This window comes from Sphingomonas carotinifaciens (assembly GCF_009789535.1).
GTDB lineage: Bacteria > Pseudomonadota > Alphaproteobacteria > Sphingomonadales > Sphingomonadaceae > Sphingomonas > Sphingomonas carotinifaciens.
Genome location: NZ_WSUT01000005.1, coordinates 646879 through 667776 on the forward strand (window position 1 = coordinate 646879; position 20898 = coordinate 667776).

The 20898-nt window shown below is 65.7% G+C and carries 22 protein-coding genes; 12 read left to right on the forward strand and 10 right to left on the reverse strand.

The window, feature by feature from the left end; genetic code table 11:
* The first annotated feature begins 209 nt into the window (after window positions 1-209).
* Together GQR91_RS04980 and ribA are read left to right on the forward strand one after the other, a co-directional pair.
* Complete coding sequence (locus GQR91_RS04980) at window positions 210-992, forward strand: exodeoxyribonuclease III (RefSeq protein WP_149681379.1); 783 nt, start codon at window positions 210-212, stop codon at window positions 990-992.
* Window positions 989-2038 (forward strand): GTP cyclohydrolase II, encoded by a 1050-nt coding sequence (ribA, locus tag GQR91_RS04985; RefSeq protein ID WP_375781598.1) that lies wholly within the window; start codon window positions 989-991, stop codon window positions 2036-2038. The genes GQR91_RS04980 and ribA overlap by 4 nt, the downstream gene beginning before the upstream one ends.
* Here the strand turns inward: ribA and GQR91_RS04990 are convergent.
* The 3 genes from GQR91_RS04990 to GQR91_RS05000 are packed head-to-tail and all read right to left on the reverse strand — an operon-like array spanning window position 2033 to window position 4184.
* Entirely contained in the window at window positions 2033-2830 is a 798-nt protein-coding gene (locus tag GQR91_RS04990) for a hypothetical protein (RefSeq protein ID WP_149681381.1), read from the reverse strand. The genes ribA and GQR91_RS04990 overlap by 6 nt on opposite strands.
* 20 nt (window positions 2831-2850) lie before the next feature.
* A complete protein-coding gene (locus tag GQR91_RS04995) occupies window positions 2851-3522 on the reverse strand; it encodes an HAD family hydrolase (protein WP_149681382.1) in 672 nt (223 codons plus the stop codon).
* A complete protein-coding gene (locus GQR91_RS05000) occupies window positions 3519-4184 on the reverse strand; it encodes a YggS family pyridoxal phosphate-dependent enzyme (protein WP_149681383.1) in 666 nt (221 codons plus the stop codon). Before GQR91_RS05000 ends, GQR91_RS04995 begins: the two co-directional genes overlap by 4 nt.
* 40 nt (window positions 4185-4224) lie before the next feature.
* On the opposite strand from GQR91_RS05000, the gene GQR91_RS05005 reads away from it, so the two are divergent.
* Window positions 4225-4743: a thiamine phosphate synthase gene (locus GQR91_RS05005; protein ID WP_311732266.1), complete on the forward strand. Its 519-nt coding sequence runs from the start codon at window positions 4225-4227 to the stop codon at window positions 4741-4743.
* Here the strand turns inward: GQR91_RS05005 and GQR91_RS05010 are convergent.
* Window positions 4716-5423 carry a porin gene (locus GQR91_RS05010; RefSeq protein WP_311732267.1) on the reverse strand — a complete coding sequence of 236 codons (708 nt, stop codon included), beginning with the start codon at window positions 5421-5423 and terminating at the stop codon, window positions 4716-4718. The two genes, GQR91_RS05005 and GQR91_RS05010, sit on opposite strands and share 28 nt — an antisense overlap.
* A 236-nt stretch (window positions 5424-5659) precedes the next feature.
* Here GQR91_RS05010 and GQR91_RS05015 point away from each other — a divergent pair, with 236 nt between their 5' ends.
* The 4 genes from GQR91_RS05015 to holA are packed head-to-tail and all read left to right on the forward strand — an operon-like array spanning window position 5660 to window position 10133.
* Window positions 5660-6094 (forward strand): DUF3576 domain-containing protein, encoded by a 435-nt coding sequence (locus tag GQR91_RS05015; protein WP_112383938.1) that lies wholly within the window; start codon window positions 5660-5662, stop codon window positions 6092-6094.
* A gap of 9 nt (window positions 6095-6103) precedes the next feature.
* Window positions 6104-8611, forward strand: a complete 2508-nt coding sequence (gene leuS / locus GQR91_RS05020) for a leucine--tRNA ligase (protein ID WP_149681384.1) — start codon at window positions 6104-6106, stop codon at window positions 8609-8611.
* A complete protein-coding gene (gene lptE / locus GQR91_RS05025) occupies window positions 8608-9117 on the forward strand; it encodes an LPS assembly lipoprotein LptE (protein ID WP_149681385.1) in 510 nt (169 codons plus the stop codon). The genes leuS and lptE overlap by 4 nt, the downstream gene beginning before the upstream one ends.
* Window positions 9114-10133 (forward strand): DNA polymerase III subunit delta, encoded by a 1020-nt coding sequence (gene holA, locus GQR91_RS05030; protein WP_149681386.1) that lies wholly within the window; start codon window positions 9114-9116, stop codon window positions 10131-10133. The genes lptE and holA overlap by 4 nt, the downstream gene beginning before the upstream one ends.
* Window positions 10134-10137: 4 nt before the next feature.
* Here the strand turns inward: holA and GQR91_RS05035 are convergent, their stop codons facing one another.
* The 6 genes from GQR91_RS05035 to GQR91_RS05060 are packed head-to-tail and all read right to left on the reverse strand — an operon-like array spanning window position 10138 to window position 15893.
* Window positions 10138-11082 (reverse strand): ParB/RepB/Spo0J family partition protein, encoded by a 945-nt coding sequence (locus GQR91_RS05035; RefSeq protein ID WP_149681387.1) that lies wholly within the window; start codon window positions 11080-11082, stop codon window positions 10138-10140.
* Complete coding sequence (locus tag GQR91_RS05040; protein WP_112383898.1) at window positions 11079-11861, reverse strand: ParA family protein; 783 nt, start codon at window positions 11859-11861, stop codon at window positions 11079-11081. The genes GQR91_RS05035 and GQR91_RS05040 overlap by 4 nt, the downstream gene beginning before the upstream one ends.
* Entirely contained in the window at window positions 11858-12472 is a 615-nt protein-coding gene (gene rsmG, locus GQR91_RS05045; RefSeq protein ID WP_149681388.1) for a 16S rRNA (guanine(527)-N(7))-methyltransferase RsmG, read from the reverse strand. Before rsmG ends, GQR91_RS05040 begins: the two co-directional genes overlap by 4 nt.
* Window positions 12469-14343, reverse strand: coding sequence for a tRNA uridine-5-carboxymethylaminomethyl(34) synthesis enzyme MnmG (gene mnmG, locus GQR91_RS05050; RefSeq protein ID WP_249042516.1), 1875 nt, complete (start codon window positions 14341-14343; stop codon window positions 12469-12471). Before mnmG ends, rsmG begins: the two co-directional genes overlap by 4 nt.
* Before the next feature lie 27 nt (window positions 14344-14370).
* Window positions 14371-15660 (reverse strand): tRNA uridine-5-carboxymethylaminomethyl(34) synthesis GTPase MnmE, encoded by a 1290-nt coding sequence (gene mnmE, locus GQR91_RS05055; RefSeq protein WP_149681390.1) that lies wholly within the window; start codon window positions 15658-15660, stop codon window positions 14371-14373.
* A gap of 8 nt (window positions 15661-15668) precedes the next feature.
* A complete protein-coding gene (locus GQR91_RS05060) occupies window positions 15669-15893 on the reverse strand; it encodes a DUF6489 family protein (RefSeq protein ID WP_149681391.1) in 225 nt (74 codons plus the stop codon).
* 117 nt (window positions 15894-16010) lie between these two features.
* Here GQR91_RS05060 and GQR91_RS05065 point away from each other — a divergent pair, with 117 nt between their 5' ends.
* The 5 genes from GQR91_RS05065 (at window position 16011) to GQR91_RS05085 (ending at window position 20873) form a co-directional block, all read left to right on the forward strand.
* Window positions 16011-16709, forward strand: coding sequence for a dienelactone hydrolase family protein (locus GQR91_RS05065; RefSeq protein WP_149681392.1), 699 nt, complete (start codon window positions 16011-16013; stop codon window positions 16707-16709).
* 100 nt (window positions 16710-16809) lie between these two features.
* Entirely contained in the window at window positions 16810-18174 is a 1365-nt protein-coding gene (locus GQR91_RS05070; RefSeq protein ID WP_149681393.1) for a glycosyl transferase family protein, read from the forward strand.
* Between the two features lie 104 nt (window positions 18175-18278).
* Window positions 18279-19151, forward strand: coding sequence for a hypothetical protein (locus GQR91_RS05075; protein ID WP_235903869.1), 873 nt, complete (start codon window positions 18279-18281; stop codon window positions 19149-19151).
* Between the two features lie 34 nt (window positions 19152-19185).
* A complete protein-coding gene (locus tag GQR91_RS05080) occupies window positions 19186-20100 on the forward strand; it encodes a sulfite exporter TauE/SafE family protein (RefSeq protein WP_112383906.1) in 915 nt (304 codons plus the stop codon).
* A gap of 5 nt (window positions 20101-20105) precedes the next feature.
* A complete protein-coding gene (locus GQR91_RS05085; protein ID WP_112383939.1) occupies window positions 20106-20873 on the forward strand; it encodes a TIGR02186 family protein in 768 nt (255 codons plus the stop codon).
* Window positions 20874-20898 lie beyond the last annotated feature (25 nt).

A 20898-nucleotide genomic window follows, 5' to 3' on the forward strand; every position in this document is an offset into this window, starting at 1 on the left:
GTGACGAACGCTAGGTCGGCCCTCGCTCCATGCCCCCGGAGCGGGGGCCTTTCTGCGTAGGGGATCGAGCATGCTGCGTATCTCGCTCCCCGAGCACGGCCGGGGGGCGCAGCCCCTCCGACGACGCGGGCTTCGCCCGCGGCGCGCGCCGATTGAACGGGAACCCCACAACCTTGCCCCCTCTCCCGCCCCCGCCTAGATGGATCGGCGTGAAGATCGTCTCCTGGAACATCAATTCCGTCCGCTTCCGGATCGCCATCGTCGAGCAGTTCCTGCGCGAGGTCGAACCCGACATCCTGTGCCTTCAGGAAACGAAGGTGATCGACAGCGACTTCCCGTTCGATGCGTTTCGTGCGCTCGGCTACCGCCACATCGTCATCCACGGCCAGCGCATGCACCACGGCGTCGCGATCCTGTCGCGGGTGCCCATCGTCGAGGACGACCGGCTGGACTGGCAGGCGAACAGGGAAGCCCGCCATGTCGGCGTGCGACTGCCGAACGGGGTGCGGCTGGAGAACGTCTATATCCCGGCCGGCGGTGACGTTCCCGACCGCGAGGTGAATCCGAAGTTCGGACAGAAGCTCGATTTCCTCGGCCGCATGATCGATTGGTCGCAGGCGCTGGACTGCCCGACGATCCTGACCGGCGACTTCAACATCGCGCCGCTCGAATCGGACGTGTGGAGCCACAAGCAACTGCTCGACGTCGTCAGCCACACGCCGATCGAGGTGGAGACGCTGGCGCGGCTTCAGGCATCGAACGACTGGGTCGATCTCGGCCGCCACTTCGTGCCCGCGCCGACGCGGCTTTATACCTGGTGGAGCTACCGCGCGAAGGATTGGGCGGTCTCCGACCGTGGTCGCCGGCTCGATCACATGTGGGCGACGCGCGACGTGGCCGCACAGGCGTCCGGACATACCGTGTTCGAGGCGTGCCGCAGTTGGCTGAAGCCGTCCGATCACATCCCGATCATGACCGAGTTCGATTGGTGAGCGACGCCCGTGCCGCCGCCCGCGCGATCGATGCCCTGCGCCGTGGCTGGCCGATCGCGATCGACGGGATCACGCTGCTCGCGGTGGAAACCGCCGATCCGGGACGGCTGGCGGCGTTCGATACCGAGGGGGCCGCGGGCATCCTGATCTCGTCGGGGCGCGCCGCGACGCTGAAGCTGGCCAACCAGGTGGAGGCCGCAGATCCCGATTCGCCGGTCCTGGTCGAACGCGCGCCGTGGATCGACTTCCCGGCCGCCACCGCATTGGCCGATCCGCAGCTCGATCTCGCGACGCCGCTGAAGGGGCCCTATCGCACGCTGCACCTGCCCGATGCACGACCGGCGAGCGCCGCCCTGCGCCTTGCCCGCATTGCCGGGCTGCTCCCTGCCTTCTTCCTGGGCGGCACCGCGGCGCCGGAGGTTGCGCTCACCGCAGCCGATATCGACGCGCACGAGGATGCCGACCGCCTCGCCATCGCCACGCGTGCCCGCCTGCCCGTCGCGGGGGCGGAGGACGCAGAGATCGTCGCCTTTCGATCGCCCGAAAGCGCGGACGAGCATGTCGCGCTGCTGATCGGCCAGCCGAATGGCGCGCCGCCGCTGGTACGCCTGCACAGCGAATGCCTGACCGGCGACGTGCTGGGCAGCCTGAAATGCGATTGCGGGCCCCAGCTTCATGCCGCGATCCACGCCATCGCCGACTCGGGCTGGGGCATCCTGCTCTATCTGCGGCAGGAGGGGCGCGGGATCGGCCTGGTCAACAAGCTGCGTGCCTATCGTCTGCAGGACCAGGGATTCGACACGGTCGATGCCAACACCCGGCTCGGCTTCGCGATCGATGCGCGGGACTTCGGCGTCGCGGCGCGCATGCTGGCGCTATTGGGGCAGGATGCGGTGCGGCTGTTGACCAACAACCCCGCCAAGGTCGCCGGGCTGGAGGCCGCCGGCATCGCCGTCGCCGAGCGCGTGCCGCACAAGCTGCCCCCCAATCCGCACAATGCGCAGTATCTCGCCACCAAGCGCGACCGCACCGGCCACCAGCTATAGATTGTCCTCGCGCAGCTTGCGCAGCCGGCCGTGGACGCCGCGGCATTCGCGCGACGGGCCGATCGCCCAGCTTCGGTCCGCCGCCTGCTGCGCCAGGTCGAGATGCGCCGGATCGCGGCGCAGTTCGTACAGGTCCAGCCACAAGGCGGCACGCTGCGTGAACAGCACCCCTTGCGCCGAGGAGGACAGGTCATGGTCGCGCCGTTGCAGGATTTCGGTGCCGGCCAGGGCGTTCTCGATTTCGCCGAGTTCGCGCAGGCACGCGACATGCTCGATCAGGATATCGGCCGGAACGCTGCCTCCCGCCAACCGGCGCCAGTGATCGGTGAAGCGCAGGACGATGCGGGGCGACCCGTATTTGCGCGCCAGTGCGGTCGTCCGCCGGCGATCGGCCAGCTTTGGCAGCACGCCGCGTTCGATGCTGTCGATCGCGCCCGCCAGATCGGCGACGTCGCCCGCCTCGATCCGCCCCGCCATGCCGAACGTCGCGATCCGCCGCACCGCCGCGTCCCGCGCGCGGTCGCCGTCGGTGACATTCGCCGCGATCGCCGCGCGCAGCCGGCCATCGGTGCTGACCACATAGCGGCCGCGCAGCGGATAGGCACGGACATGCCCGGCGCGGTCCTCGACATGGATCTGCAACGCATGAGGATCGCAGGACCGGATGACCATGGCGGCATCGGGATCGTCGCGATAGGCGCTGCACCCCGGCAGGGCCGCCAGGATCGCCGCGGCTCCGGGGCGGGCAAGCAGGTCGGCGATCGCGTCGCCCTCGAACTCATCCTCGTCCATCCCCCACTCCCCCCGATCGATCAGTCGCCCAGCCCCAGCGCCGCCCGCACCCCAGCAAAATCATGCGCGATCGCCTGCACGCCCAGCGCCCGCAGGCGCGCGTCATGGCCGATGCCGCAATGTTGCCCGGCGCACAGGCCGATGACGAACGCCCCGCTTGCCACTGCGCCGGTCGCGCCGACCGGCGAATCCTCCAAGATCGCACACGCCCCGATCGGCACGCCCAGCCGGTCGGCGGCATAGAGATACAGGTCGGGCGCCGGCTTGCCGCGGGCGACATGCTCGCGCCCGCTATAGACATGCTCCCCAAACAGGTCGCGCAGCCCGATATGGCGCAGATGCCGGTCGATCCAGTCGCTATGGCTGGACGAGACGATCGCCTTGGGCAGGTCCGCCGGTAGCGACCGGACAAAGGCGACCGCGCCCGCCACCGCGTCCACACCCGCCTCCATCACGCGCCGATTTTCCACCTCGCGCGCCTCGCGGAAGCTGTCGGGCAAGGCACGACCGATCCGCGCCTCGATCGCCGACACGAAATCGGGTCCGGCCAGCCCCATATAATGCGCCATCGCCTCCTCGGGCGTATGCGGATGACCATTGGCGCTCAGCCATTCGGCGAGATGGCGATTGCCCTCATATTCACTCTCGATCAGGACGCCGTCGAAATCGAACAGCAGCGCGTCATGGTTCATGCCCGCGCTCCGAACAGCGCGCTGCCGATGCGGACATGCGTCGCCCCGATCGTCACCGCGGTTTCGAAATCCTCGCTCATCCCCATGCTCAGGCCCTCCAGCCCGTGATCCCGCGCCAGTTTCGCCAGCAGGGCGAAATAGGGCGCCGCATCCAGTCCCGCCGGCGGCACCGCCATCAATCCTTTCACCGGCAATCCCGCGCTCTGTGCCCCGGCCAGCAACGCCGGCAGATCGGCGATCGCACATCCGCCCTTTTGCGCCTCTTCGCCGATATTCACCTGGATAAAGCAATCGGGCCGGCGACCCTGCCGCGCCATCGCCTCGGCCAGCGCCTGCACCAGTGACGGGCGATCGACGCTGTGGATCGCATTGAACAACGCCACCGCGTCCGCCGCCTTGTTCGACTGGAGCTGGCCGACCAGATGCAGCGTGACGTCGGGATAGGCCTCGCGCAGCGCCGGCCATTTGCCCTGCGCCTCCTGTACCCGATTCTCGCCGAACACGCGGTGCCCTGCCTCCACCAGCGGCAGGATCGCTTCGGGGCCTTGCGTCTTGGAGATCGCGATCAGCGTCACCGCATCCGGCCGGCGGTCGGCGATGCGGGCGGATCGGGCGATACGGTCGGTGATGGCGGCAAGTGCGCCGGCGCTGTCCTCGGTCATGCCGTGCGCTATAAGCCGGGCGATGGCCCACCGATACCCCGTGACCTGGCTGATGACCGACGAGCGGCTGGGCGACACGCTATGGCGGGCGCTCCGCGCGCTGCCGCCGGGATCGGGCGTCGTGTTCCGGCATTATGCCACTCCGCGCCGCGCCCGCCACGCGCTGCTGCGTCGCCTATGGCGGTTGACCCGGGCAAGACGGCTGGTGCTGGTGGTCGCCCGTGGCCCGGCGATCGGTGAAGGACGTCATGCCGCCCCCTGCTCGGCCGGGCTTACGACCTGGCCGGCACATGACGACCGCGAGGCGATCATCGCATCGCGCGCGGGCGCGGACATGCTGTTCGTCTCGCCCGTCCACCCCACCCGCTCGCATCCGGGCGAAGGCGCACTGGGCGCGGGCCGGGCCGCGCGAATCGGCTCACGCCTCGATCTGCCGCGGATCGCCCTAGGCGGTATGGACGCCCGGCGATTCAGGCGCCTGCGCGGATTTCACGGATGGGCAGCGATCGACGCCTGGCGGCCCTGCCCCGATCAGAAGCGGAAGGCAGTGCCCAGATAAACGGCCTGGCTGTCGCGGCGTTCGTCGACGCGCGTCAGGCGCTCCCGATCGGAGCGATACCGCACGCCCGCCGTCACATCCAGGTTGCGGGTCAGCGAATAGGAGCCGCCGACATCCAGCGCATAGCTGGACATGTCATCGACCAGAGCCGGGCCATTCTGCATCGGCCGGTCGGCCATCGCCTTCACCCGGCCGGTGAAGCGCGTGCCCGAATAGCTGACCGCGACATCGGCGGCCTCGCGGCTGCCGGGCAGGCCCGCCAGATCGACGCGATTGACGTCGCCCGACACCGCAAACTGCTTCCAGCCGACAGCGACGCCCAGATTATAGGAGATCGGCGTCAGCCCGACGACCGGCGACGTGACCGCCGCAACCTTGGTTTCGGCGGATCGGCTGGTCTGCGCCTTTACCGCGACGCTGACCGAGCGATTCCCGCGCTGGGTCTCGGCCGGCGTGAAGCGGAAGTCGCCCGCATCGATCCCGCCGCGTGCGAAGACAGCAGCGAGTCGCGGGTCGGCCGACGACGGCGTGAAGCCCGCGCCTCCGCGGAACGAGAAGCCGGCGCGCTTGGGTGGCAGCTTGTTGCGCACTTCGGTGGCGCCGAACGCAGGCGCGACGAGCGCACCGGCAGCGACCAGCGCTCCCGCAGCAATCCCGATCATCACCCGACCGATCTTCACGACCGAACCCCTCAGCTCCCCTGTGGAAGATGCGCCTAACACGAAATGCCCCGGTAGCGATCCCATTCAAGAGGAGAGTTATACGATTCCCGGCCGAATCTGCCCGAGTGTTGCATTACTCACACAATGCGGGCCCTTGGCTCCGGGCCAGGGCGTGGTGCCGCCACCGCTTGCCGGGGTGACGGCGCCCCTGTAGAGGCCGTATCAACCCTTATTCCTATTTCAGGATGTTGCCGATGCTTCGCCGTTCAGCCACCGCGTTCGCGGTTCTTGCCGCCTTGTCGCTGGGCGCCTGTGCCGGCGGCGGCGATCGGCCCACGGGCGATCTGGCGGCGTCCAAGGTCACCACGATCGGCGTGAACAGCTATCTGTGGCGCGCCAGCCTCGATGCGCTCAGCTTCATGCCGCTGGTGCAGACCGATTCCAATGGCGGCGTCATCGTCACCGACTGGTACGTCAATCCGCAGGTCCCGACCGAGCGGATGAAGGTCACCGTCACCATCCTCGACCAGGATCTGCGTGCCGATGCGCTGCGCGTCGCGGCGCTGCGCGAGGTGAACCGCGGGGGCCAGTGGGTGGCCGCGCCCGTCGCGGCGGCAACCACGCAGAAGCTGGAAGACATCATCCTGACCAAGGCACGCGACCTGCGCCGCGGCGCCATTTCGGGCTAAGCGGCGACCATGGCTTCGCGTTTCAACGCGCTCAAGGCGGATGCGGCGTGGCAGCGCGTCTGGGAAGACCGACGTACCTTTGCCGCCGACGATCATAGTCCAAAGCCGCGTACCTATGTGCTGGAGATGTTCCCCTACCCGTCGGGGCGCATCCATATGGGCCATGTCCGCAACTACACGATGGGCGACGTGCTGGCACGCTATCGGCGAATGACGGGGCATGAGGTCCTTCACCCGATGGGCTGGGACGCGTTCGGCATGCCCGCCGAAAACGCCGCCATGGAAAAGGGCGTGCATCCCGGCGGCTGGACCCGCGACAACATCGCCACGATGCGCGCACAGTTGAAGCGGCTCGGCTTCGCGCTCGACTGGACGCGTGAGCTCGCCACCTGCGAGCCGAACTATTACGGCCACGAACAGGCGCTGTTCCTCGACCTGCTGGCGGCGGGCCTCGTCTATCGCAAGGAATCGGCGGTCAACTGGGACCCGGTCGACATGACCGTGCTCGCCAACGAGCAGGTGATCGACGGTCGCGGCTGGCGCTCGGGCGCGCTCGTCGAGAAGCGCAAGCTGAACCAGTGGTTCCTGAAGATCACGCAATTCGGCGACGAACTGCTGGAAGGGCTCACCACGCTCGATCACTGGCCCGACAAGGTCAAGCTGATGCAGGAAAACTGGATCGGCCGCAGCCGGGGCCTTACCTTCCGCTTCGCGCCCAATGCGCCGCTGGCCGACCCGATCGAGGTCTATTCGACACGCCCCGACACGATTTTCGGTGCCAGCTTCGTGGCGATCGCCGCGGATCACCCGGTCGCGCAGGCACTGGCCGCCGGCAATGCCGACGCCGCCGCTTTCATCCAGCGGTGCAAGGAAGGCGGCACCACGGCTGCCGAGCTGGAAACGCAGGAGAAGCTGGGCTTCGACACCGGCTACACCGTGGCGCATCCCTTCGATCCCGCATGGGCACTGCCGGTCTACATCGCCAACTTCGTGCTGATGGATTACGGCACCGGCGCGGTGATGGGCGTGCCGGCGCATGACCAGCGCGATCTGGATTTCGCGCGCAAATACGGGCTCGACGTACGCCGCGTCGTGGCCGACGGTGACGCGGTCGATCCGGTGTTCCAGGGCGATACCGCCTATACCGGTGCCGGCACCATCGTGAACTCCGCGCTGCTCGACGGCATGACCGTCGAGGATGCCAAGCGGGCCGTGATCACCCGGGCCGAGGGCGGAGGCTGGGGTCAGGGCTCTACCGTCTTCCGCCTGCGCGACTGGGGTGTCAGTCGCCAGCGCTACTGGGGCACGCCGATCCCGATCATCCATTGCCAGGATTGCGGCGCGGTTCCGGTCCCCAAGGACCAGTTGCCCGTCACCCTGCCCGAGGACGTGTCCTTTGCCGTGCCCGGCAATCCGCTCGACCGGCACGCGACGTGGAAGCACGTCGCCTGTCCCGCCTGCGGCAAGGATGCGGTACGCGAAACCGACACGCTCGACACCTTTGTCGATTCGTCCTGGTACTTCATCCGCTTCGCCAGCCAGCCCGACGACAGGCCCTTTGACCGTGCGGTCGCCGAGCGCTGGCTGCCCGTGGGGCAGTATATCGGCGGGGTCGAGCATGCGATCCTGCATCTGCTCTATGCCCGCTTCTGGACGCGTGCGCTGAAACATATCGGCCTGATCGACGTGGCCGAACCCTTTGCCGGCCTGTTCACGCAGGGCATGGTGACGCACGAGACGTACAAGTCGTGGGACAATCGCTGGCTCTCGCCCGCCGAGGTCGAGAATGGCATCGAGATCGCCAGCGGCAAGCCGATTACCGTCGGACGCATCGAGAAGATGTCCAAGTCCAAGAAGAACACGGTCGATCCGGAGCCCATCGTCGACCAGTATGGCGCCGACGCGGTGCGCTGGTTCATGCTGTCCGACAGCCCGCCCGAACGCGATCTCCCTTGGTCAGAGGCCGGTATCGAGGGCTCGTGGCGCTTCGTGCAGCGTTTGTGGCGCCTGTTCGAGAATGTCGGCGAAACCGGCAGCGACGCGCCCGACAAGGCACTGGCCCGCAAGCTGCACCAGACCATCGCCGGCGTGGCCGAGGATATCGAAGCGCTGGCCTTCAACAAGGCGGTGGCCAAGCTGTACGAGCTGGTCAACGCGGTGGAAAAGGCACCGGCAGGCGTGACCCGGACCGATGCGATCCGCACCCTGTTGCTGCTCGTGGCGCCGATGGTGCCGCATCTCGCCGAGGAAGCCTGGGCGACGATCGGCACCGGCGGCCTGATTGCCGATGCGCCGTGGCCCAGCGTCGATGCCGCGCTGCTGGTGGAGGACGAGGTGACGATCGCGATCCAGGTCAATGGAAAGCTGCGCGATACCCTGACCGTGCCCAAGGGCATGGCAAAGGACAGGCTGGAGGAAGCGGCCTTGGCTTCCGAGCGCATCGTCCAGTTGCTGGAGGGCAAGGCGCCGCGCAAGGTCATCGTCGTGCCTGACCGTCTGGTCAACGTCGTCGCATGAAAGCCCCCCTTGCCCTGATGGCGCTTAGCCTGACGCTTGCCGGCTGCGGGCTGAAGCCGCTGTATGCCGGCGGCGGCAGCGGCGCGGTCGCCAACGCGCTGACCCAGGTCGAGGTCGCCCCGATCGAGGGCAAGGCCGGCTGGCTGGTTGGCAACGCCCTGCGCGACCGGCTGGTCGGCGGCGGTGGTGATGGCAGCGGCGGCGCGCGCTATCGTCTCGATGTGCGTCTCGATGACCAGATCCGCGGACTCGGCGTGCGTGCTGATGACAGCGTGACGCGGGAGCGGCGTACGCTGCGCGCGCGCTATCAATTGATCGACACCGGCAACAACGCGGTGCTGCTCGATGCCAGCGCGGGGTCAGATGCGGGGATCGACGTGGTGCAGTCTGAATATGCCACGATTGCGGCGGAAAACACGGCACTGGAACGACTTTCCGAGATCGTCGCCGACCAGATCGTCGCCCGCCTCGCCACCTACGCGCGCACTCAACCAACCGCCCCGTGAAAGCCAGCTCCAACCAGATCCGTCAGGCACTGGATAAGCCCAGCCCCGATATCCGCCTCTACCTCCTACACGGTCCCGACGAAGCGACCGCCGCCGATCTCGCCCATCGCCTAGCCAAAGCGATGGGGCCAGAGGCCGAACGGATCGACCTTGATCCCGCGACCTTGAAGAACGATCCTGCGCGTCTGGCGGATGAAGCCGCCTCGCTGTCCCTATTCGGTGGGGCGCGTTACGTGCGCGTCACGGCGGTGGGCGAAGAGGGTTTGGCGGCCTTTTCGACGCTGCTCGATGCGGATCGTGCCGGTAATCCGGTCGTTGCGATCGCGCCAAGCGTCAAGACCAGCGCCCGCATCGTCAAGTTGGCGACCGATTCGCCCCGTGCGATGGCATTCGGATGTTACGCGCCCAGCGCCGCCGATGCAGAGCGGATGGTCATGATGCTGGCCGGTGAATTGGGGATGCGCCCCACCACAGGCGTTGCCCGGCGGCTGGTGGATGCAACCGCGGCCGACCGTTCCGTCCTGATGCGGGAACTGGAAAAGCTGGCACTGTATCTCGACGCAGCACCGGATCGCGTTCGCGAGCTTGATCACGACGCTCTCGACGCCGTGGGTGCCGATCTCGGCGAAGCGGAGATGGGCCAGGCGGTCGAGGCCGTCGTCGAGGGTCGCGTCGCCGATCTGGGCGGCGAATTGACACTGCTGGATGAGGGGGGCGCCTCCCCCATCCCCTGGTTACGCGCTCTTTCCCGCCGTCTGGTCGCGCTGGCGGAGATGCGGGCCGATATCGAAACCGGCGAACCAGTGGATGCCGTCATGAAGCGTCACCGCGTCTTCTTCCGCGATGAGGCACAGACAGCCCGTGCGCTACGCCGGTGGACGCCCATGATGCTCTCCCGTGCGCTGGCCCGCATTCGCGCGGCCGAGCGCGCCGTTGTCGCGCCCGGCAATGCCGGATCGGTTCTTGCCGAAGCGGAAGCGACGGTGATCGCCCAAGGTATCGCTCGACGCGGCTGATCGCCTAAATGCCTTCTCCGGTCAGTCGCTGGCACACCATGTCCAGTTGATCGAGTGTCGAGTAGCTCAAGGTCAGCGTCCCACCTTCCCCGGAATGCGCTATCCTCACCGACAGGCCGAGCAGGTCAGCAAGTTGATTCTCCAACGCTGCAATATCGGCATCAGGGGAATCCATGCTCGTCCCGCCGGTGCCGGTGCCGGCGTTGCGTGTTGCGCCGCCTGCGTCCCGCTGGCCCTCACTCGTCGATGCCCTGCCCTTCGCCTCGCGGGTCAGCTTTTCGGTTTCCCGAACGGACAAGCCACGGCTTACCACCTGATCGGCCAAGCCTTCCACGTCCTGCGCGCCGAGCAAGGCGCGTGCATGCCCCATGGACAGCGATCCATCCACCACCTGTGCCTGCACACTCGCCGGCAGTTCCAGCAGGCGCAACAGATTGGCGACATGGCTGCGCGATTTGTGGACGATCTTCGCCAGAGCCTCCTGCGTGTGACCGAACTCGCCGGCCAATCGCTGATAGGCTTGTGCCTCCTCGATCGCGTTCAGATCCTGCCGCTGAATATTCTCGACAAGTGCAATTTCCAGCGTCTCGGCGTCGTTGAACTCGCGAACGACGACGGGCACCTCGTGCAGTCTGGCACGTTGCGCCGCCCGCCAGCGTCGCTCTCCAGCGACGATCTGATATTCTTTGCCATGCGGGCGCACGACGATCGGCTGGATCAGTCCACGTGCTGCGATCGATCCCGCAAGTTCGTCCAGCGCCGCTTCATCAAACCGGCGGCGCGGCTGATCCGGATGTGGCGACAAGGCACCGACGGGCAGCATACGCACGCCGGACTGCGACTGGTCCATCCCCGGCTTGACCGGCGCCTCACGCGCGATCTCACCCAACAGCGCGTTCAGGCCACGGCCAAGGCCGGGACGCGGGCGCTTGGCCGTTTCCGTGCTCATGCCGCCGCCTTTGCAGCAGCGGGCAAGCGAGAGATCAGTTCGCGAGCCAAGGCGATATAGGCCTGGCTTCCAACGCAACGATGATCGTAGATCAGCGCCGGCAAGCCATGACTGGGTGCCTCCGATAATCGCACGTTACGTGGAATCACGGTTTCGAACACCACTCCCCCCAATACTGCGCGCACGTCTGCCGCGACATGATCCGTCAGACGGTTTCGGCGGTCGTACATGGTCAACGCGACACCCATGATAGACAGGCCCGGATTGAAGCGGGCGCGGATGCGTTCCACCGTCGTCAGCAACTGCGACAGACCTTCCAGCGCAAAAAACTCACATTGCAGGGGTACGAACAACGCGTGCGAGGCGACCATCGCGTTGATCGTCAACAAGCCCAACGAGGGCGGGCAATCGATCAAGACGATATCCCATTGGCCGGAAGACGCCCGCATCGCGCGATCCAGCCGGTGCGTGCGCTCCTCGAAATCGACCAGCTCGATCTCTGCCCCCGACAGATCCACGGTTGCAGGGAGAAGGTCGAGCCGTGGCACCCGGCTCTGCATGACAGCCTGGTCGACACCCACTTCGCCCATAAGCACGTGATAACTGGACCAAGCCCGCTCACCATGGCTGACGCCCAGCCCGGTCGATGCATTCCCTTGAGGATCGAAATCGATCAGCAAAACATGCAGTCCGGTTGCGGCCAAAGCCGTTCCCAGATTGATGGCTGACGTGGTTTTTCCCACCCCACCTTTTTGATTGGCCACAGCGACACAGATCATTTGGCACGTACTCGATCGAGGATCACGATCGACGATTCCGTCGAGGTGACGCTATGTTCCACGTGAAACACAAACTGCCAATTCTGGCGCAGACCGTCCAGATCGCGTTCGTCAAAGCGGCCACGCGGGAGCAGCCACCGCGTATCCCGTTTGCCGCAGTGTGCTGCCGTGCGCAAAAGGTTTTCGATCGTCGCGACAGCACGGGCCGAAATTATATCGGCTTGTTCGTTGACGGCTTCGATCTTGCTGGCATGCACCACTACGCGGTCGCCAATACCGAACCGCTCGACACATTCCGCGAGAAAAGCAGCGCGGCGTTTGCGAGGCTCCACCAAGGTAACATGCCCGCCCCAGGCGAGCGCCACCACCATTCCCGGAAAGCCGCCGCCCGTCCCGATATCGATCCACCGATTGGCACCCTTGGGCAAAAACGACAGCAACTGCGCCGAATCCAGGGCATGACGTGACCACATCGTATCGAGCGTAGAAGGCGAGACCAGATTCTGTTGCCCGTTTTCATGGGCAACCATCGCAAGGAATGTCCCGATCCGATCGACCGCAGCCACGCCATGACGCGCGGCGATCCAGGCCTGCGCATCCTGCTCCGTCATGCTGCCCGCTTCCGGGCGTGCAGCAATACCGCGGACAGCGCAGCTGGAGTGATGCCGCGAATACGCGATGCCGCAGCCAGTGAGGCGGGTTGCGCGAGCGAGAGGCGATCGATCATTTCCTGCGAAAGCCCCGGTACGGTGGCGTAGGCCAGGTCGCTCGGCAACATGATCGCTTCGTCCGCGCGAAGCCGGGCAACCTCCTCAACCTGCCGTTCCACATACGGAGCATAGCGCGCATCCTCGAGCGTCTCGGCGACCACCGCCGGCTCGACGTCGACCATGCCATTCATGACGTGGTCCAAGGTCACGGTCTCGAAACGCAGCCATTCATATGCGGTACGCCGTGATCCATCCTGTGCAACGCTGGCGCCTTGGCGAGCCAGATCGGCCGCAGTCCGCATCGCCGACAGCTCCTCCCGCAGCTGCTCGCGTTGCCGCATCCGATCCGCCTGATGTGCCGCTCGCTCCGCGCTCAGACACCCTGACGCTCTGGCGATCGGCCCAAGACGCGTCTCGGCATTATCCGCACGAAGCGACAATCGGTACTCCGCGCGAGCGGTGAGCATGCGATAGGGCTCGGTTACGCCCTGCAATATAAGATCATCGATCATCACTCCGGTATAGCTGGACGCGCGATCCAAGATCACCGGAGCCATGGCACAGGCATGTGCCGCCGCGTTCAATCCGGCGACCAAGCCCTGGCCGGCGGCCTCTTCATACCCCGTCGTGCCGTTAATCTGTCCGGCACAGAATACGCCGTCAATCGCACGCAACGCTAAATGCCCGTCCAGCGCACGCGGATCGATGTGGTCATATTCCACGGCATAACCAGGCACGGTGATCCGGGCGCGTTCCAGCCCTGGCATGCTGGCGATCATCGACTCCTGCACATCGGTAGGCAGCGAGGTAGACAATCCATTGGGATATACGAGCGGGTCATCCAGACCCTCGGGCTCCAGAAAGATCTGATGACTGTCGCGGTCGGCAAAGCGTTTGATCTTGTCCTCGATCGATGGACAATATCGCGGCCCGTTGGCCTCGATCGCGCCGGTGAATAGCGGAGACCGATCGAATGCCTCCGCTATGATAGCGTGGGTCTGCGGCGTCGTCCGCGTGATCGCGCAGGCAATCTGGGGAAGCGGACGCGAGCCGGTCATAGGCGACATCGTCCAAGGTTCGCTGTCCGACGGCTGTTCCGGCAATGCGGCCCAGTCGATCGTCCGCCCATCCAGTCGTGGCGGCGTCCCGGTCTTCATCCGCGCCATAGGCAGATCAAGGGCACGGAGCTGCTCGGCCATCCGACTTGCAGACCTCTCCCCTACCCGGCCCCCGGCATCACGCTCATCCCCCCGGAACAGCCGACCACCCAGAAACGTACCGGTTGCCAGCACCACCGCACGGCACGCGATGATGGTGTCATCTGCCAGACGAACGCCCGCAATCTTGCCACGCTCAATATGAAGCGCCGCCGCTTCTCCCTCGACGATGCTCAAATTCGCCTGTTCAGAAAGCATGTGGTGGATCGCCGCAGCATAGCGCCGCCGGTCCGCCTGGACCCGTGGGCCTTGAACGGCGGTCCCTTTGCTGCGATTGAGCATACGATAATGGATCGCGGCTGCGTCCGCTGCACGACCGATCAACCCATCAAACGCGTCGACCTCACGCACGATATGCCCCTTGCCTAAACCGCCGATGGCAGGGTTACAGGACATTGCGCCGATCGTGCGACGGTCGAAGGAAAGGAGCGCGGTTTTAGCTCCGCGCCGTGCCGAAGCGGCAGCCGCCTCGGTTCCGGCGTGCCCACCGCCGATTACCACAACATCGAACATGCTGCCGCAATAGTGGAAAATTGGCGATGGCGGAAGCCGCATCACAATGTTCCACGTGGAACGCTCGAGCTATTTGCCGAGGCAGAATCGTCCAAACAAGGCGTCCAGCATCGCCTCCGTAGCGCTAACGCCAAGCAGGTCACTGAGACGGCCTCTCGCCACTCGGAGATGCTCTGCGATCAGCAACAGGTCGGATGATGGCGCTAGCGAAAGTGCGACCGCCGCCGCACGGCACTGTTCCTGCTGATGACGCTTCAGCGCAGGACCATCGCTTCGGGGGAGAAGCGATTCTGCGCGCGCCGCAATGGCATCCCAGACGGCTGCGACGCTCACGGCATCGTCTTGCCGGACGGCCAGCTGCTTGCCACCTGGCAGTGCTTCACGACCAACGAGGTCGGCGCGGGTATGCAACCAGATCGCATCATCCCGAGGCGGCGGCGTGTCGGCGAGCCACAATAGAATATCAGCCGCCAGGATTGCCTCTTCCGCACGGCCGATACCGATGGCCTCGACGACGTCATCGGTTGCATCGGCAAGTCCTGCCGTATCCACGAGTAGGTAAGCGATGCCGTTGCGCACGACCCCCGCTTCGATCCGATCACGCGTTGTTCCGGCAATGGGCGATACGATTGCTGCCTCGCGCTCGCACAGCAGGTTGAGCAACGTCGACTTGCCGCTATTGGGCGGTCCACCCAGCACGATCCGCAAACCGTCATGCAGACGATCGACCGGGGGGCGCTCGACCTCCTCCAGCATCTCGACCGCCAACGCGTCCATATCCGCCTTCAGCCGATCCAAGGATGCAGCATCGACCGGCACATCATCCTCTTCGGCAAAATCGAGCATCGCCTCCGCACGTGCGGCCATGCCTGTCGCGCGGTCCAGCCAGTCGCGAATTCGCGCACTGACCCTGCCCTCTACCGCGCCCATCGCCGCGACCCGCTGCCGCTCCGTCTGGGCCTCCAACAGATCGGCCAAGCCTTCGGCCTCAGTAAGATCGATACGCCCATGCACCAGCGCCCGCCGGGTAAACTCCCCTGGCTCGGCAGGGCGCATGTCCGGTAGATCGGCCAATGCCGCTTCCACCGCTGCGACAACGGCACGCCCGCCATGGCAATGCAGCTCTACCAGATCCTCCCCGGTTGCCGTCGCCGGACCGGGAAAGACCAGAACGAGGGCCCGGTCCAATATCTCGCCACGCCGGTTGCGCAATGTGCGTATGCGGGCTTCACGTGGCCGCGGCAGCGCGCCTGCCAGTTGCGTCGCAGCCGATATTGCCGCCGGCCCACTGATCCGGAGGATAGAAATGGCCGCAGGCGGCCGGCCGCTGGATACGGCGAAGATCGTCGATGCGGTCATGACGGGTATCAGCGTTGTGCCGTCTCAAACAACCGACGCCAGAACGTTACGCCTGCCTCCCCCATCGGGGCCCAGTTGCGCATCATCGATTCCATCATTTCAGGCGCGATCCCGGACTCCATCGTCTCGAGCATCAATTGCGTATATCGCTCATGGATCGGCGTCAGGTCCGGCAACCCCATGGCGCGCCGTGCCTCCTCGGGGGTGCACTCGATTTCTACATTCACCTTCATCGCACCTGTCTCCCCTGATCGAGCCGGCTTGAGCATCGCCGCACCGACAGCGCATAGGGACATATGGCCGCGGGTGCCACGCGACCGCAACGACCAAACCGAAGGAGATGCTTGGCCATGACGGCAATGATGACGGTCGAAACGCTGGAGGGTGATGCCCAGTTCGAGGCCTATTGCGCCAAACCAGCCCGGACGCCCCGCGCGGCTATCGTGGTGATCCAGGAGATATTTGGTGTGAACGCAGGCATTCGCCGCAAGTGCGACACCCTTGCGGACGCCGGCTATCTGGCGATTGCGCCCGACCTCTTCTGGCGGCTCCGGCCAGGTATCCAGTTGGATCCGGATGTACCCGATCAGATGCAGGAGGCGTTGGGTCTGATGGGTCGCTTCGATCAGGATGCCGGCATTCGCGATATCCAGGCGGCAATCCAAACCGCACGCCAGATGATCGGCGGCGGTAAGGTCGGTGTAGTGGGATATTGTCTGGGCGGCCGACTGGCGTTCATGAGCGCCGCGCGTACCGATACCGACGCCAGCGTCGGCTATTACGGCGTCGGCATCGATACTCTGCTCGGCGAAAAAAATGCGATCGCGCATCCCGTTCTGCTACATGTGCCGGAAGAGGATCACTTCGTCGACAAAGACGCGCAAGCACGCATGCATGCCGGGCTGGACGATCATCCCAAGGTCAGCTTGTATGATTATCCTGGCGAAGATCACGGCTTTGCCGCCGAGTTCGGTGCCCGCCGCTCCGAAACGGCCGCGCGATTGGCCGACGAACGTACTTCGGCGTTTTTTGCCGAGCATCTTGGTTGATGCCGTCATCGTGCCGGATGAAGACATTCGCCATTCCATAGAATGCTTGCCATTTTACATCTGAAATGATCATCATCCTCCATCGGTTTGGGGGAGCCGCATGGGGGATTTTGCTCTACTCGATGTCATCGCTCGCGAGGCGATGTTGTTTGCCGGTGTCGGTCTGCTGATTGGCGGTCTGGACGATTTCGCGATCGACCTGATCTACCTGCTACGCCGCTTGTGGACACGCCGCCGACCGCGAACGTGGCTGACGACACTTCCGTGTCCAAAGCAGCCCGGACGCATCGTCATCTTCGTTCCCGCCTGGGACGAGGTCGCCGTTATCGGACACATGCTGACCAATGCATTGGCGCGGTTCGACCATGCCGACTACCGCATCTATGTCGGCGTCTACCCCAACGATCAGCCGACGATCGATGCTGCCGTCGCCGTGGCGCATGGCGATCACCGTGTCCGGATCGTCATAGGCGACAAGCCTGGCCCAACCACGAAGGCGGATTGTCTTAATACGCTTTGGCGCGAGTTGCTGGCTGATGAACGGGTCGAGGGGGTGTTCGCCAAGGCTGTCGTGCTGCATGACTCGGAAGACGTCGTTCATCCTGCCGAACTCCGCATCTTCGACACTCTGATTGAAGGGCGGGCGGTGGTGCAGGTGCCTGTCCTTCCGCTCATCAAACATGGTTCTCGCCTGGTGTCCGGCCATTACGCCGACGAGTTCGCAGAAGCCCATACAAAGCAGTTGATCGTGCGCACGGCGCTGGGCGCAGGGTTGCCGCTGGCGGGGACGGGTTGTGCCATTGCCCCGGCCATGCTCGCCAGGGTGGCGGCGTTACGTGGTGGCGATCCGTTCGATGCCACGAGCCTGACCGAGGACTATGAACTGGGCTTGCGCATCGCCGAACTGGGCGGCGAAGGCCTGTTCGCGCGAGTGCATCAGGACGAAGGGCAGGTCGTCGCGGTGCGCGCCTATTTCCCCGGCGACCTGGTCTCCGCCATTCGACAAAAGGCACGGTGGATGACCGGCATCGCCTTTGCCGGCTGGGATCGCACCGGCTGGGCTGGCCCATTCGCGTTGAGTGATCATTGGATGCGAATGCGCGATCGGCGCGCGCCGGTGGCCATGCTCGTTCTGGCAACTGCCTATATCGGGCTTCTGCTGTGGGGTATCGCTGCCCTGATTCACCTGATCCGCAGCACGACGCCGCCCGAGCCCAGCCCCCTGCTCAACGACTTCATCTTCTGGAACGCTCTGCTGCTATGCTGGCGTCTGGCGATGCGGATGACGTTCACCGGCCGGGTCTATGGCTGGCAAGAAGCGTTGTGGTCGGTACCCCGCTTTATCGTCGGCAACTTCGTCGCACTCGCCGCGGCCCCGCGTGCGTTGCTGCGTTATGCCGGCATTCTGCGCGGCCATGCGCCGGTATGGGACAAGACCCAGCATGAATTCCCGGACGCAGCCTGAACATGGCTGCCGGGAGGCCGCTCCGCTTCCTCCTCTTGGTCACAGGCGGTTGGACAGTTGCACGCACGCTGTTCGTGCTGTGGCCATCGGCCTCACCGGAGGCCGTGGGCACGCTGCTCTTCCCTCCGGCCGAGGCGTCGGCAGTGCCCGTCCCGCGCGAGCCGATAGCCGTTCCATTCCCGCCCCTGTTCAGACATCACCGATCCGAACCCCTGCCCGCGATCACGACCATTGTTCATTCCGATCCACCAGCGAAGGACCTGACGGTCCAGCCATCTCGCACGATTCCGGTGGATGCCGTGCAAACAACGCCGGGCATGATCCCGCCTCCGCTATTTCCCACCCCACGCCCTACCCCGCCTTCCCGATGGGCTGCCAGTGCCTGGGCGATCGCAAGAGGTGGCGGGAACACCTCCCTGCTCGGTGGGCAGCTGGGCGGGTCGCAGGCGGGCGTAAGGCTGACCTATGCCGTGCAAAAGCAGGTCGCTTTGGCAGGAAGGTTGGCGGGGCCATTGGAGGGACGCGGCCGGGAAGCGGCGGTGGGCGTGGAGTGGCGGCCGACGCGACTTCCGGTGCGATTAATCGCGGAACAACGTTTCGGTCTGGACGGAAATCCCGGTGGACCAACCGCCATGATCGTTGGCGGCATCGACCCGACGCCGATCGCTGCCGGCTTCAACCTTGAGGCTTACGCACAGGCTGGCGTGGTCGTTCGCGCAAGGGTTGATGGATTTGCCGATGGTGCGATGCGCGTCACGCATGCACTGACGAAGGGAAGCGTTCGGGTCGATCTGGGCATGGGCATATGGGGCGGGGCACAGCCCGGGGCGCGGCGGCTGGATACCGGGCCGACCCTGGGTGTCTCGGTGCCTGTGGCCGGGCAGCGCATGCGGCTGTCGCTCGACTGGCGCCAACGGATCGCCGGGGATGCCGCACCGGGCTCGGGACCGGCACTTTCGATCGGCACCGATTTCTGAGGCATCGGCTGTCCGGGGCTGTATAAAGCGCGTCGTGGACCTGTATCTTCCCATCGCCAACCTGTCGGTCAATGCGCTGGTGATCATCGCGCTGGGTGGGGGCGTAGGCCTGCTGTCCGGCATGTTCGGCGTCGGCGGCGGGTTCCTGACAACGCCGCTGCTGATCGTCTACGGCATTCCGCCGACCGTCGCCGCCGCGTCGGCCGCCAGCCAAGTGACGGGCGCCAGCGTGTCGGGCGTGTTCGCGCACTGGCGCCGTGGCGGCGTCGACGTGAAGATGGGTGGCGTGCTGGTCGCGGGCGGCGTCGTCGGGTCGTTCGCGGGTGCCGGCATCTTCCGGTTGCTCCAGGCGAGCGGGCAGATCGATACGGTGATCGCCATCGTCTATGTGCTGATGCTGGGATCGATCGGATCGATGATGGCGCGCGAAGCGGTGCAGGCGATCCTGGCGCGCCGCCGTGGGCACGCGGGGGCAGCCGCGCGGCGGCGACACCATCCGCTGGTCGCCGCCCTCCCCTTCCGCACGCGCTTTTATGCCTCGGGCCTCTACATCTCGCCGCTCGCACCGCTGCTGCTCGGCTTCTTTACCGGCATATTGACGATCCTGCTGGGTGTCGGCGGCGGGTTCATCCTGGTGCCGGCGATGATCTACCTGCTGGGCATGGCGACCAGCGTGGTGCTGGGCACGTCGCTGTTCCAGACGCTCTTCGTCACCGCGGCAGCGACGATGGTGCACGCGACTACGACCAAGGCGGTCGATATCGTGCTGGCCGGATTGCTGCTGATCGGATCGGTGACGGGGGCGCAACTGGGCGCCAAGTTCGCGTCGCGGGCCAGGCCCGAATATCTGCGGCTGGCACTCGCGATCATCGTGCTGCTGGTGGGTACGCGCATCCTGCTCGGGCTGGTATGGCGGCCGGAGGAGATCTTCACGGTCGAACTGTCGTGAAGGCGATGGGCAGGCGCGCGGCGGGAACACTCACCCTGCTGTCCCCCCTGTTGCTGGCGCAGGCCAAGCCGGTGCTGGTTCCCGACGTGTCGCAGCGCGACATCGAGATCGTCTACAGCTTCACCGGGGCCGAACTGCTGCTGTTCGGCGCGATCCTGTATCCCGGCGGCCGCCTGCCGAGCGATGACCGTCCGACCGACGTGGTGGTGGTGGTGAAAGGCCCCACCCAATCCGTGCTGATCCGCGAAAAGGAAAAGGTGGCGGGCCTGTGGGTGAATGCCGGACGCCTGCGCTATCGCTCCGCACCCTCCTTTTACGCGATCGCATCGTCCCGGCCAGTGGAACGGCTGGTCGACGAGCGGACGCGGGCAATCTACGAGTTGGGGCTGGACAGCCTGCAACTCTCCCCCGCTTCCAACGCTCCCTCGGAGGAACAGGGCCGGTTCCAGGAGGGGCTGGTCGATCTGAAACGCCGCGCCGGCCTGTATGTCGAGGCGCCGCGTGCGGTGGAGATCACCGACGACGTGCTGTACCGGGCGCGCGTAACCATTCCGGCGCGCGTGCCGGTGGGGCGCTTCACCGCCGAAACCTTCCTGATCCGTGACGGCCGGGTGCTGGCGGCGGCGGTGCGCGATATCGACATCCGGAAATCGGGGTTCGAGCGGTTCGTGGCGCGGGCGGCCGATCGGTCCTCGATACTCTACGGCCTGACCGCAGTGGCGTTATCCGTGCTGCTCGGCTGGACGGCGGGATGGATCGCGCGACGCACATAATCCGGCGTGCGCCCTCACCTTATCT